The 12,998-nt window shown below is 63.6% G+C and carries 15 protein-coding genes and 1 tRNA gene; 10 read left to right on the plus strand and 6 right to left on the minus strand.

All coding sequences use genetic code 11. The annotated features are described in order from the left end of the window. Positions 1 to 50 precede the first annotated feature (50 nt). The 3 genes from HMI57_RS00005 to HMI57_RS00015 are packed head-to-tail and all read right to left on the minus strand — an operon-like array spanning position 51 to position 2,059. Complete coding sequence (locus HMI57_RS00005; protein ID WP_171583875.1) at positions 51 to 293, minus strand: PspC domain-containing protein; 243 nt, start codon at positions 291 to 293, stop codon at positions 51 to 53. 57 nt (positions 294 to 350) lie between these two features. Further along, positions 351 to 578, minus strand: a complete 228-nt coding sequence (locus HMI57_RS00010) for a hypothetical protein (protein WP_171583876.1) — start codon at positions 576 to 578, stop codon at positions 351 to 353. Beyond that, positions 575 to 2,059: a PspC domain-containing protein gene (locus tag HMI57_RS00015; RefSeq protein ID WP_171583877.1), complete on the minus strand. Its 1,485-nt coding sequence runs from the start codon at positions 2,057 to 2,059 to the stop codon at positions 575 to 577. Before HMI57_RS00015 ends, HMI57_RS00010 begins: the two co-directional genes overlap by 4 nt. Before the next feature lie 125 nt (positions 2,060 to 2,184). Between HMI57_RS00015 and HMI57_RS00020 the strand changes: the two genes are divergently transcribed. Then, positions 2,185 to 3,462: an ATP-binding protein gene (locus HMI57_RS00020; RefSeq protein WP_171583878.1), complete on the plus strand. Its 1,278-nt coding sequence runs from the start codon at positions 2,185 to 2,187 to the stop codon at positions 3,460 to 3,462. Continuing rightward, the gene (locus tag HMI57_RS00025; RefSeq protein WP_171583879.1) at positions 3,459 to 4,118 is read left to right on the plus strand and encodes a response regulator transcription factor; all 660 of its coding nucleotides are present in this window, start codon (positions 3,459 to 3,461) and stop codon (positions 4,116 to 4,118) included. The genes HMI57_RS00020 and HMI57_RS00025 overlap by 4 nt, the downstream gene beginning before the upstream one ends. Positions 4,119 to 4,143: 25 nt before the next feature. On the opposite strand, the gene HMI57_RS00030 is transcribed toward HMI57_RS00025, so the two are convergent. Next, a complete protein-coding gene (locus tag HMI57_RS00030; protein ID WP_171583880.1) occupies positions 4,144 to 5,391 on the minus strand; it encodes a pyridoxal phosphate-dependent aminotransferase in 1,248 nt (415 codons plus the stop codon). Positions 5,392 to 5,593: 202 nt separating this feature from the next. On the opposite strand from HMI57_RS00030, the gene HMI57_RS00035 reads away from it, so the two are divergent. The 8 genes from HMI57_RS00035 (at position 5,594) to rplL (ending at position 11,010) form a co-directional block, all read left to right on the plus strand. Next, positions 5,594 to 5,666 (plus strand) — tRNA-Trp (locus HMI57_RS00035). 67 nt (positions 5,667 to 5,733) lie between these two features. After that, the gene (secE, locus tag HMI57_RS00040; RefSeq protein ID WP_171583881.1) at positions 5,734 to 5,991 is read left to right on the plus strand and encodes a preprotein translocase subunit SecE; all 258 of its coding nucleotides are present in this window, start codon (positions 5,734 to 5,736) and stop codon (positions 5,989 to 5,991) included. Between the two features lie 60 nt (positions 5,992 to 6,051). Next, entirely contained in the window at positions 6,052 to 6,951 is a 900-nt protein-coding gene (gene nusG / locus HMI57_RS00045; protein ID WP_171583882.1) for a transcription termination/antitermination protein NusG, read from the plus strand. Between the two features lie 122 nt (positions 6,952 to 7,073). Then, entirely contained in the window at positions 7,074 to 7,505 is a 432-nt protein-coding gene (gene rplK / locus HMI57_RS00050; protein WP_171583883.1) for a 50S ribosomal protein L11, read from the plus strand. 154 nt (positions 7,506 to 7,659) lie between these two features. Further along, positions 7,660 to 8,367 (plus strand): 50S ribosomal protein L1, encoded by a 708-nt coding sequence (rplA, locus tag HMI57_RS00055; protein ID WP_171583884.1) that lies wholly within the window; start codon positions 7,660 to 7,662, stop codon positions 8,365 to 8,367. A gap of 149 nt (positions 8,368 to 8,516) precedes the next feature. Then, entirely contained in the window at positions 8,517 to 9,632 is a 1,116-nt protein-coding gene (locus HMI57_RS00060) for a GNAT family N-acetyltransferase (protein ID WP_171583885.1), read from the plus strand. 313 nt (positions 9,633 to 9,945) lie between these two features. Continuing rightward, on the plus strand, positions 9,946 to 10,554 hold the full coding sequence (gene rplJ, locus HMI57_RS00065; protein ID WP_171583886.1) for a 50S ribosomal protein L10: 609 nt from the start codon (positions 9,946 to 9,948) through the stop codon (positions 10,552 to 10,554). Positions 10,555 to 10,632: 78 nt separating this feature from the next. After that, the gene (rplL, locus tag HMI57_RS00070) at positions 10,633 to 11,010 is read left to right on the plus strand and encodes a 50S ribosomal protein L7/L12 (protein WP_171583887.1); all 378 of its coding nucleotides are present in this window, start codon (positions 10,633 to 10,635) and stop codon (positions 11,008 to 11,010) included. A gap of 111 nt (positions 11,011 to 11,121) precedes the next feature. On the opposite strand, the gene HMI57_RS00075 is transcribed toward rplL, so the two are convergent. Then, positions 11,122 to 12,324, minus strand: coding sequence for an acetyl-CoA C-acetyltransferase (locus tag HMI57_RS00075; RefSeq protein WP_171583888.1), 1,203 nt, complete (start codon positions 12,322 to 12,324; stop codon positions 11,122 to 11,124). Positions 12,325 to 12,391: 67 nt separating this feature from the next. Then, entirely contained in the window at positions 12,392 to 12,988 is a 597-nt protein-coding gene (locus HMI57_RS00080) for a hypothetical protein (RefSeq protein ID WP_171583889.1), read from the minus strand. Between the last annotated feature and the right edge of the window lie 10 nt (positions 12,989 to 12,998).

The following is a 12,998-nucleotide window of genomic DNA, read 5'->3' on the forward strand; positions in this document are numbered from 1 at the left end:
GCATCTATCCAGCTTGAAACACGGCAAGCCGGATGTTTAGCAGACACGCCCTAGTTGCTCGCGATCATTTTCTGCAGGGCGATGGTGCCATCGGTCTTGGGCAGGAGCAGCCAGAGTACGAAGTACATGGGGATGCTGACGAACGGGAGGAGGAAGCTGAGGAGAATGCCAATCCGGACATATGCCACCGGCCAGTTGAACTGGGCGGCGATGCCTGAGGCGATCCCACCGAGCCAGCCGCCCGGTGCACGCTTGATAGGGGACTTGCGGAGGATTTCAAAGAATTTGTCCATGGTTAAGGCTAACCCGTTTCGGTAGTCGACGAATGAATGGTTGAGAGCTGCCCGGCACTATTTGCGGTTGGCCATCGAGACCAGGCCGCCAACCACCAAGGCGACGCCGGTGCCGACCAGCAGACCCATCAGGACCAGGCCGGTGTCCAGGTTGATGTCGACGAGCTGCGACAACAGCACCAAGACACCCACGGCGATCGCTATCAGCCCCCAGACCACGGTTCCGGCGCGGACTGACCTGTCGCCGTCGTTGTTGTTCCTGGTGGTGTGCTCAGGTGTGCTCATCGCGAGATACCTCCTACGTCTTCAAGTTCAGTCTGGCTGGCAGCAACGGTGGTGTGGCTCATTGCGCCTCGGATCTCAAGGATGATCGAGGGTCCGGAGGCATTCTCGTTGAGGTCGATCTGGGCCGGGTGCCACATGCCGCCGGCCGTAGCCTCCTGGCCGTTGTCCACGGTGCTGAGCGCTCCGAGGGCGATCGAGGATCGCACCTCGACCGGGACGTCGTCGGGAATCAGAATGCCGACGTTGCCGGCGAGCGAGTTCACCGGGATCACGATGTCCTCGTCGAGGGCGGTGAGGTTGCTGAGATCGATCGTGCCCTGGCCAGCTACCACTGTGTATCCCTCGCTGGCCGGCCCCTCAGTGGTGGCGGACCAGACGGCGCTGCTGCCGACAGTGAGTGCTCCGGTGGCGAAGGTGGAACCGGTCACGACCGCGGCCACCATGCCGACCCCCGCCATGAATCCGAGGAAGCCCGAGGTACGACCGCGTAGCCCCAGGGCAACGATGCCCACCCCCAGAAGGATCAGGCCCGCGGCGATTGCCACCGGGATTGCGGCGTTGCCGAGGCTGAAAATTCCTGTGTAATCGAGGGCGAGTACCGCGCCGACGGCGATGAGTGCGCCTCCAAGGTAGAGGGCCAGCTCGGCCCCGCTTGGTTTGGGGATGGAGGGTTTGCGCGGCGCGGGTGGGTTGTTCCGTGGTGCGGGGAGCGGTGGAAGCTCGGAGTACAACGGGGGTGGAGTGAGGGTGCTCGAACGGCGGGCCTGTCCCGGCTTGTCGGTGGCTAGCGTGTGGGCCGCGCCGGCGTGGGTTGCACTGGTGGTCCCGGAATCGTCCGCCTTCTTGTTCGATATGGCGACTACTACATAAATCCCGAAAACGATCGCACCGACCCAGAAGATGGTCCAGAAGAACGCTCCGCCACCACCGTCGTCGACGAAGAAGGGGAAGTTGGGGCGCCCGATCCCCGCAATGGTCAGGATCAGTGCGCCGGTCATTCCCGAGGTCCAGCTTCCCTGGGTTGCGGACTCAAGGTGGATGCGTCCGTCAGGTTCGGGCAGGAGTGCCCAGGCGAGGCCGTAGAGCAGGATCCCCACTCCGCCGAAGATGGCCAGCAGGACGAACCCACCGCGGATCAGGACCGGGTCCAGGCCGGTCCGGGTGGCGACGCCGCTCGCGACGCCGCCGATCCAGCGGTCCTCGCCCCTGATCACGCCGAGGCCACGGAGCCAGCCAAAGAAGTTGGTGGGTGAGGCCGAGGACGACGACGACGAAGATGTCGACGACGACGGACGGGTGGCCTGCGGGGGCAGTTGTTCGGTGGCGGGGGTCTGCCCGGCGGGGAGAGTTGGGGGAGCGGGGTCGTCCCCAGTCCTCCCGGGCGACGAGGGTGGTTCCCCGGTCGAGGACTCACCGGGGTCCTGTGGCGTTTCCGGCGTTTGCTCCGGCCGGGGATCATTCGGGTCCTGATGCGAGTTCATACCTCAATCCTGTCGGCCGTAGAGGGCGGTTGCTATCGGGGCCTACCCTGACCTGCCCCTGAACGGTGCGGGTCTTTCCCTGAATCCCACCCCGACGCGGCAGTGATCGTGTTTGGATTGGGGGTATGCGAGAAGCCCTGCTCCGTTCCAATGACGCGATGATCGCCGGTGTCTGCGCGGGACTGGCCGCCCACCTTGGTGTCAGCGTGAATGTGGCACGGATCGGGATGGTGGGCCTGGCGCTCGCCGGCGGGGCCGGGATCTTCCTGTACGGGTGGCTGTGGGTGCTGGTTCCTACCCAGGAAGAACAGCTCCGCAAGGGACCCACCCCGGTAGGTCCGCGCCTGACCTTCCCGAAGCCCCCTGAGCAGGCGGAGGGCACCCGCGCGGCGACGACTGGCCAGCCGGACGGTCTCCAGAACGGCACCCAGTCCTGGATCGGCAAACGTGAGGTACTGCTGGGCACGGCGCTCCTGCTGGTCGCGGCGGTGGCGATTGCCCAGCAGCTCGGCGCCAACCTGCCACTGGATACGCTGCTCCCGGTGGGGGTAGTCGCGGCCGGGGCTGTCCTGGCCTGGACCCAGCTGGATGAGAGCCGCCGCGCTGGCCTGATGAACGGCGCCGGCGCCTCGCAGGCCGGTGGCCTGGCGCGTCTCGTCGCCGGGCTACTGCTGGTCACCGTCGGAGTGCTGATCCTGGTCTCCGGTTCCATTGCCTGGGAGATCACCTGGTCCACCCTGATTGCGACGGGTGCCGTACTGGCCGGCGTCTTCCTGGTGCTGGCGCCCTGGGGGCTGAAGTTCTGGCGGGATCTCGAAACCGAGCGATCAGGGCGGGCACGGGAGACCGAGCGGGCGGAAATAGCCGCCCATCTCCACGATTCGGTGCTGCAGACCCTCGCCCTGATCCAGAACCGGGCAGGCTCGGAGCAGGACGTCATCCGGTTGGCCCGTGCCCAGGAGCGGGAGTTGAGGAACTGGCTGTACGCCGACGCCACCCACCAGTCCGGGAACCTTGCCGAACGAATCCGCGCTGTGGCGGCTGAGATCGAGGACAGCTACGGCACCCCGATCAACGTGGTGGTAGTGGGCGATACCGAGTTGTCGGCGCAGCAGGAAGTCCTGGCGCAGGCAGCAAGGGAGGCGGTCCTGAACGCTGCCAAACACGCCGGCGGCAATATCTCCGTCTACCTTGAGGCGGGCCCCACCGGTTCCACCATCTTTGTCAGGGACCGGGGGAGCGGCTTCGACCCTGACGCGGTTCCCGCTGACCGGATGGGAATACGGGTCTCCCTGTACAGCAGGATGCACCGCCACGGCGGCGACGTTTCCATCAGGAGCAACGCCGAGGGCACCGAGGTTAAACTGGTTATGCCCGAAAATGTCGCGGATGGAGCGCAGTGAACACTACCCAGGAGCCGGTCACCGTTGTGGTGGTTGATGACCATGCCATCTTCCGTTCCGGGCTGCGCGCTGACCTGGACAGCCGAATCACCGTATTGGCCGAAGCCGCGGGGGTGGCCGAGGCAATTGCCACCATTCACGAGCACCGGCCACAGGTTGTCCTGCTGGATGTGCATCTGCCCGGCGGGTCCGGTGGAGGGGGAGCCGAGGTGATCGCTGGGTGCACGGCGCTGCTGGCCGGAACGCAGTTCCTGGCGCTGAGCGTCTCGGACGCAGCCGAGGACGTGGTCACCGTTATCCGGGCCGGTGCCCGCGGTTATGTCACCAAGACCATCTCCGGCGCCGAAATCTCGGACGCCGTCCTCCGGGTTGCCTCAGGCGATGCTGTGTTCTCGCCGCGCCTGGCCGGGTTTGTGCTGGACGCCTTCGGCACTGCGGCGGTGGCATCGGTGGACAGTGAGCTCGACCGACTTTCCGCCCGTGAGCTTGAGGTGATGCGCCTGATCGCCCGCGGGTACAGCTACAAGGAGGTGGCGAAGGAACTATTCATCTCCATCAAGACGGTCGAGACCCATGTGTCAGCGGTGCTCCGCAAACTGCAGCTGTCCTCGCGCCACGAACTCACTCGGTGGGCGGCGGAGCGGCGCCTGCTGTGACGGCCACGTTCGACACCTCTAAGCGCTACCGGGCGGTCGCGAGGAACTCCTGGAGCCTGCCGACGCCGGTGGCCAGGTCGGCATCGCCCAGGGCGTAGGAGAGGCGAAGGTAACCGCTGGGCCCGAAGGCCTCACCCGGAACCACCGCAACCTCAACCTTGTCGAGGATCAGCGCCGCGAGCTCCGCCGACGTCGCCGGCCGGACACCGGCCAGTTCGCGACCCAGCAGTGAGCGCACGTCGGCGTAGGCGTAAAAGGCGCCCTTCGGGACCGGGCACTCGATGCCGTCGATCGCGTTGAGGCCCTCGACCATTGCCTTCCGGCGCCGGTCGAACGCCACCTTCATCTCATCCACCGCGGTCAGCGGGCCGGCGACGGCGGCCAGCGCGGCCATCTGGGGCACGTTCGACACGTTGGAGGTGGCGTGGGACTGGAGATTGGTGGCCGCCTTGACCACGTCCTTCGGTCCGATCATCCAGCCCACCCGCCAACCGGTCATGGCGTAGGTCTTGGCAACCCCGTTGAGGATCACCATCCGATCCCCGATGGCGGGAGAGGCCGTGGCAATCGAGGTGAAGGGGACGCCGTCGTACGTGAGGTGCTCGTAAATCTCGTCAGTCACCACCCACAGCCCCCGCTCGGCAGCCCAGTCACCAATCTCCTTGACCTGCTCCGGGCTGTAGACCGCGCCCGTGGGATTGGAGGGGGAAACAAACAGCAGGATCTTGGTACGCGGGGTCAGTGCCGCCTCCAGCTGGTCGACAGTGACCAGGTAGGACTGCTCCGGTCCGGCGAAGACCTCCACCGGAACACCGCCAGCCAGCCGAATGGCCTCGGGATAGGTGGTCCAGAACGGGGTGGGTACCAGTACCTCATCATTCGGGTCGAGGAGGGTGGCGAAGGACTCGTACACGGCCTGCTTGCCACCGTTGGTGACCAGCACCTGGGACGGATCGACTGTGTAACCCGAGTCCCTGAAGGTCTTCTCGGCAATGGCCTGCTTCAGTTCGGGGAGGCCCCCGGCAGGGGAATACCGATGGAAGCGTGGCTGCCGGGCCGCGTCGATCGCTGCCTGGACAATGTAGTCAGGGGTCGGGAAATCGGGTTCACCGGCACCGAACCCGATGACTGGCCTGCCCGCAGCCTTCAGTGCCTTGGCCTTCGCATCGACCGCCAGGGTGGCCGATTCCGCGATCGCAGCGATCCGCTGCGAAATTCGCCGCGAAGGCGCGGCCGGGGCATCAGGTGTGGTGGCGTCAGGGGTGGCAGTCATAGTGTTCCCTTAGGGTCGATGTGCTGTGGACTGTGACGTCATCCCAGCTTAGGCGGTAGCCGCGATCTGGGCCTGCTCCGGAAGCCAAGGCACGCCGGTTCGACGTTGGGGCAGTGATTGCGTAGACTTGTTCCTCGGTGTTGAAATCGCCATGATGGTCCATGCCTGCGCCAGCGCAGCGGGATCGGCGGATTCTCTCCATAGGGTAGTGGCGCAATTGGTAGCGCAGCGGTCTCCAAAACCGCAGGTTGCAGGTTCGAGTCCTGTCTGCCCTGCGCATTAGGCGTAAATATAAAGTCCTTTGCGGACTTCAGAAACCGACACAGATGGAAGAGGTTGAAGGTGACCGAAACGGCTGCGGGCAGCTCACAGGGTAGCCCTTCCGACAAGAAGGCTCCCAAGCGGGGCTTCTTCGGCCAGATCATCCTCTTCGTGCGGCAGGTTATCTCTGAACTCCAGAAGGTAGTCGTACCGACCCGCAAGGAACTCGTGCGGTACACCATCACCGTGATGGTCTTCGTGATCATCATGATGCTGATCGTGACCGCCCTGGACTTCCTGTTCGGGACGGCTGCGGTGTGGGTCTTCGGCGGCGCATAGCTGGACCCGCACGGTAATGCAGTAAACGAAGCTGATGAATCTTAGAAAGCAGGCGGCTAGGTGTCCGAGCAAGAACTCGAACGGCAGATCACTTCTGTTGAGGATGATCTGGAGAACGAGGATCAGGTAGCTGATTCCGGTGTCGAAACGACCCCGGTTGACAGTGATGCCCCGGCAGATAGCGAGACCGAGACCGTTGCAGACGACGTCGATGGTGAGGCTTCCGCTGTTGCGGACGCCTCCTCCGACGACTCTGACGACAACGGTGCCTCCTCGTCCGAAGACGCTGCTGAAGGAGATGCCGCTGACGGCGACGCTCTTGAAGCTGACGAAGCCGCTGCAGAAGCAGTCCAAGCCGAAGATCCGGTAGCAGCCTTCAAGGCCAAGCTCCGCCGCCAGGAGGGTGACTGGTATGTCATTCACTCCTACGCCGGGTACGAGAACCGGGTGAAGGCGAACCTCGAAACCCGCATCCAGACCCTGGACATGGAAGAGCACATCTTCGAGATCCAGGTGCCGATGGAAGAAGTGGTGGAGATCAAGAACACCACCCGGAAGATCGTCAACCGGGTCCGCATCCCGGGTTATGTCCTGGTGCGCATGGACCTCACTGACGCATCGTGGGGCGCCGTCCGCCACACCCCGGGAGTCACCGGTTTCGTGGGCAACGCCCACAACCCCGTCCCGCTGAGCCTGGGTGAAGTGTTCTCCATGCTGGAACACACGGTTGTCCACACCGACCCCGAATCCGGTAAGCCAGCGAAGAACCAGCTGACACCAGCAACGGTCAACTTCGAGGTCGGCGAGCCGGTCACGGTCAACGAAGGCCCATTCGAGACGCTGCAGGCCACCATCTCCGAGATCAAGCCGGAGTCCCAGCAGCTTGTTGTCCTGGTATCGATCTTCGAACGCGAAACTCCGGTGACGCTTTCGTTCAGCCAGGTCACCAAGCTGCAGTAACCAAGCTTCGTACCGCCAGGGCCGGCTTAGCCCAGGTGGTGCGGTAGGTCATCACGCCATGGTGACCAACAACCCATGGGACGCTCCTGTCCTGTGGACGTAATGTGAAAGAAGGACCCTTCATGGCCCCCAAGAAAAAGGTCTCCGGCCTGATCAAGTTGCAGATCAATGCAGGCGCTGCCAACCCGGCGCCCCCCATTGGTCCAGCACTTGGCCAGCACGGCGTCAACATCATGGAATTCTGCAAGGCGTACAACGCTGCGACAGAATCACAGCGCGGAAACGTCATCCCCGTTGAAATCACTGTGTATGAGGATCGCTCATTCACGTTCATCACCAAGACCCCTCCAGCCGCCGAGCTCATCAAGAAGGCTGCCGGAGTTGCCAAGGGCTCGGCCACGCCGCACACCGTTAAGGTTGCCAAGCTGACCAAGGACCAGGTCAACGAGATCGCCACCATGAAAATGGAAGACCTCAACGCCAACAACATCGAGGCTGCTGCCAAGATCATCGCTGGCACCGCCCGCTCAATGGGCATCACGGTAGAAAGCTAACCCTTTCCACCCACCGCACGGCAGAGCAATTCACCGTGCACCCCAAACAACAAAACGTAGACGTCTTAGGCCGCCAGTCAGGCGGAATCGGACGTCGGAGTGTGGCAGGGCCCGCGCGGTCCGCAGACCACAACTGCATAAGGAGAAAAAGCAGATGGCAAAGCGCAGCAAAGCATATAAGGCGGCCGAAGCCAAGATCGAGGCAGACAAGCAGTACGCCCCGCTCGAGGCAGTAGTTCTGGCCAAGGAAACCAACCCCTCCAGCTTCGACGCAACCGTCGAGGTTGCATTCCGGTTGGGCGTTGACCCACGTAAGGCAGACCAGATGGTCCGCGGCACCGTCAACCTTCCTCACGGCACCGGCAAGACCAAGCGCGTCCTGGTCTTCGCAACCGGCGAAAAGGCTGAAGCGGCAATCGCCGCCGGCGCCGACTTCGTTGGCTCCGATGACATGATCGAGAAGGTTGCCGCCGGCTGGGTCGACTTCGACGCCGCCGTGGCCACCCCTGACCTCATGGGCAAGGTTGGCCGTCTGGGTAAGGTACTGGGTCCCCGTAACCTCATGCCCAACCCGAAGACCGGCACGGTTACCGCCGACGTCACCAAGGCTGTCACCGACATCAAGGGCGGAAAGATCGACTTCCGCGTGGACAAGCACTCCAACCTGCACTTCATCATCGGCAAGGTGTCGTTCGATGTGCAGAAGCTCGCCGAGAACTACGCGGTAGCACTGGAAGAGGTCCTGCGCCTGAAGCCTTCCGCTTCGAAGGGCCGCTACATCCAGAAGGCAACTGTCTCCACCACCTTCGGTCCCGGCATCACCGTGGACCCAAGCGTGACCAAGGTTCTTGCCGACGCATAAGGTACCGGACGCCGTCCGGCATCCACAGCTTCATTGCTGAACAAGTGAAGGGTCGCAGCGCACAGCTGCGGCCCTTCGCCGTTTAACCATTGAGTCCATCAGGCAAATCAGTGATTGGCAGTTGCCAATCACTGGGCTAGACTTTGATCATGAAAACCTCAGCGATCACCATCGACGTTCTCCCCCGCCCGTCATCCCTTGACCTTCCGGGCGCCGCGGATTTTATCGCCGCCGCTGAGCTGAGCAACCTTATCGAGCGCGTGCTCTGGGGGAATGACGACCACTATTACAGTCCCCAGGCGCGGTATGAGTCCTCGAAGCCCAGCGACTACGAGGAGCGCGTGATGTTTGTGGCGCGCGATGGCCACAGCGTCGTCGGGAAGGGCATCATCGATATCCCGCTGACCGACAACCTAGGCACCTGCTACGTGTTCGTTGAAGTGCATCCCGACTATCGCGGGCAGGGAATCGGCTCCCGGCTGTACCGCGCCCTTGAGGATCACGCAGCAGGGATCGGCCGCTCGACCATCATGGCGTGGACTGACGAGCCAGCAGGGTTTGATCTGACGCCGGACAAGGTGCTGGTCCCCGCGACGGGCGCCGGAGCATTCCCCCGGAACAGCGCGACGACCGCGCTGGCCCTGCGGAACGGATTCCAGCTGGCGCAGATCGACCGGTGCAGTGTGCTGGATCTCGCGACTTCCCTGCCCCAGGCGGATTCCCTTGCCCAGGCCGCGCAGGCCGCGGCAGGCCCGGACTACGAACTGGTGCGATGGCAGGATCACTGCCCCGACGACCTGGTGGAGCAGTACGCTCTCCTGCGCCAGACGATGAGCACCGATGTGCCGATGGGGGATCTCGACTGGGAGGAAGAGGTGTGGGATACGGCACGAATCCGTGAGGGGGAGGAGCGTCTGCTGCGAACCGGCGGGTTCTCCCTGGTGAGGGCCGTCCGCCACCGTCCCACCGGGTTGCTTGCCGGTCACACCATCCTTGAATACCAGCCGGCGAAACCCGAGGTGGTCTCACAGGACGACACGCTGGTTCTCCGGGCACACCGGGGCCGGCGGTTGGGTATGTGGCTCAAGGCCGCGAACCTTCTGGACGTGCCGGCGGTATGGCCGAACGCCCAGCGGGTCTACACCTGGAACGCCGAGGAGAACGCCCACATGCTGGCCGTGAACGTCCAGATGGGATTCGTCCCAGCCGGGTACACCGCCGCGTGGCAGAAGAAGCCCGGCGACGGCGGTACAGCCTCGCAGTAGGCCACTTCCCTGGCCTGGGCCGCACGAGTGGCGCGGCCCGGCGAGGGGATTTGGCTACTTTCCGGACCGTGACGTACCCTTGAAGAACCAAAGACCGTCGGTCGATGCGTATCCCACCCTCAGCTTGCAGGTTTCCTGTGTGAGGTTCGGGGCATGCGTCTGAAGGTTCCCGTAACAGGGCGGCCAGCGCAGGTGAACGAAGCTTCTCAAATAGACGGCCCGGCCGTAGTTTTGAATCAAGCCCCGTGCATCTGCGCGGGGCGTTTTTTATTGGGGCAGTCACAGCCGGCATCAATTCCCCGGAAGGAGGGTTATGGCAACCGCAATCAAGGTAAGCGCAGTTGAGGAAATCGTCACCGATTTCAAAGACTCAAATGCTGCAGTCCTAACCGAATACCGCGGGCTCACCGTCGCACAGCTCAAGGAACTGCGCCGTTCACTCGGCCAGGACACCAAATATGCTGTCGTCAAGAACACCTTGACGGGCATTGCAGCCAAGGAAGCCGGCATCGACGCGTTCGACAGCCAGCTCGCCGGACCAACTGCAATCGCCTTCATCAAGGGTGACGCCATCGCGGCGGCAAAGAGCCTCACGGATTTCGCGAAGTCCAACCCACAGCTCATCATCAAGACCGGTGTCTTTGAGGGCAAAGCCCTCGACGCAGCCGGTGTCAAGGCTCTCGCTGCTCTCGAGTCGCGTGAACTTCAGCTGGCCCGCGTTGCCGGAGTGCTGCAAGCACCCATGGCGGCACTTGCCCGCACCCTCGATGCCCTGCGCATCAAGCAAGAGGAGGAAAGTGGAGCGCCTGCAGCAGCAGAGACGCCAGCCGCTGACGCTCCTGCTGCAGAGGAAGCAGCTGCACCCGCGGCCGCCGAGTCAGAGGCCGCTCCCGAAGCTGCCGCAGCGCCTGAAGAGAAGTAATTCTCTTCATCCACCAAACTCCGGTACCAGGCATCACCTTCGATGCACGGCACCACTATAGGAAGGAAGGCTCTCGCCATGGCGAAGCTCACCAACGAAGAGCTCATTGAAGCTTTCAAGGAACTGACCATCATCGAACTCTCCGAGTTCGTCAAGCTGTTCGAAGAGACCTTCGACGTCACCGCTGCTGCAGTTGCAGTTGCACCCGCCGGCGGCGGCGCAGGCGAAGCTGCTGAAGAGGAGAAGGATTCCTTCGACGTTATCCTCGAAGCAGCAGGCGACAAGAAGATCGCAGTGATCAAGGAAGTTCGTGCCCTGACTTCACTGGGTCTGAAGGAAGCCAAGGACGTTGTCGACAGCGCCCCCAAGGCTGTGCTGGAAGGCGCAACCAAGGAAGCTGCCGAGAAGGCCAAGGAATCCCTCGAGGCCGCTGGCGCGACGGTAACCCTGAAGTAGGCTTTTCAGCTCTACACAAAGAAGCCCCGGACTCCACGAGTCCGGGGCTTCGTTGTGCCCGGTTGAGGTGATCACCCGGGGCTGTCGGACCCGGGGTGACCACCTCGCCGCCTAGTTGCGGTACAGGAGCAGCGCCTCACCCTGTCCGCCGCCACCGCACAGCGACACGGCAGCCTTGCCCGAGCCGCGGCGGCCCAGCTCATGCGCCGCGTGCAACGCCAGACGCGCTCCCGAGGCGCCAATGGGATGCCCGAGGGCAATCGCACCGCCATGGATGTTGGTCTTCTCCAGCGGATAGTCCAGGTCCTTCAGCGACTGGCACGCCACCGAGCCGAACGCCTCGTTGATCTCGACGAAGTCAAGGTCCGAGGTTTCCCAGCCAGCGCGGCCAAGGGCCTGCTCGATGGCCCGGGATGGCTGCGAGTGCAGTGAGTTATCCGGCCCGGCCACCTGACCAGGCTGCCCCACGACCGCCAGGATGGTCAGCGAATGCTCCTCCGCGTGAGCCCTGGTGGTGAGCACGAGTGCTGCGGCACCGTCGGAGAGTGGCGACGAATTACCTGCAGTGATCGACCCTGCCTTGTCGAAGGCCGGGCGAAGCCCCGCCAGGGACTCGACTGTCGTCGTCGGGCGAACTCCTTCATCCTGGGTGAGGACCACCGGATCCCCCTTGCGCTGGGGGACAGAAACCGGAACAATCTCGACGTCGAACACGCCGGATTCCATGGCGGCGGCGGCGCGCTGGTGCGATGCTGCAGCGACGGCATCCTGATCTTCCCGCTTGATGCCAAGGCTGCCGTTGCCCCGTTCGGTCGACGCGCCCATCGACTCGTTGTCGAACGCGTCGGTGAGGCCGTCATTGGCCACCGAATCGATCGCCTGGATGTTGCCATAGGTCCAGCCCTGCCGGGATCCCGGCAGGAGGTGCGGGCCGCGGGTCATTGACTCCTGGCCGCCTGCGACGACCACCGTCGCCTCGCCGCTCCGGATCAACCGGGCGGCATCGATGACGGCGGTGAGGCCTGAGAGGCAGACCTTGTTGAGGGTCACGGTGGGGACGTCCCAGCCGATGCCCGCCTTGAGCGCGGTTTGGCGTGCAGGGTTCTGACCGCACCCGGCCTGGATCACATGGCCCATAATGACTGCCTGTACCGAGCCGGCGTCAACCCCTGCCTTTTCCAGAGCGCCGGCAATGGCCATGGCACCCAGATCAACAGCCGTGAAGGAGGACAGCTGCCCGTTGAGGCGGCCCTGCGGGGTTCGCGCACCCCCGACGATGACGACGTCGGCCGGTGACTTTTCTTCAGTGTTCATCGAGGGGAACGCTCACTTTCGTCTTTGAAGCAGTTGCGTCAAGGCTACTCTGTCCGGCCCAGCTCAGCTAGTGAGCATTAACTGAAATTGGGTGACGGCTCCGGGACAGCGTTGATGCCAGCGCCATCCCGGCCACCAATGAGCCGAACCCACCGGCAGCAATGTCACCCAATGTGTCCTCGTAGCCCACATTGATTTCATTGGTGATGTATTTGTTTCCGGCCCACTCGGCAAACTCCCACACCACGCTGAGGCTGAGGCCGAGGGCAAGGGTGATGATCGTGACTCCTGTCGCGGCCCGGCGGCCCGGGCCAGGTCGAGGGAGATACCGCATCCGCAGCAGCAGCAGGTAGGCGATGAGCGCAATGGCAGCTGTGGCAAGCGTATGGATGACGAGGTCCCACCAGGAGATCCGCTCGTACAGGTCGACCACGGCGCTCCAGGCCGCCACGAGGAGTGCCATCCCGTAGGCCGCATCGATCCGGGGGTCAACCTGGACCATCCTGGACACGAGGACTCCGCCAAGCACCAGAAAAAGCACTGCAAATTCAACTGGCCCCCACCAGAGCAGGACCGCGATGACGCTGAGCAGAGCCGCTAGGCGGACCAGGTCGGCCGCCACCCCCCAGGCAGTTGACGGAGGTCGAAGTAGATCGTCAATCATGTAAAACACC

Origin of the sequence: Arthrobacter sp. 260 (assembly GCF_013116745.1) — a bacterium.
GTDB lineage: Bacteria > Actinomycetota > Actinomycetes > Actinomycetales > Micrococcaceae > Arthrobacter_D.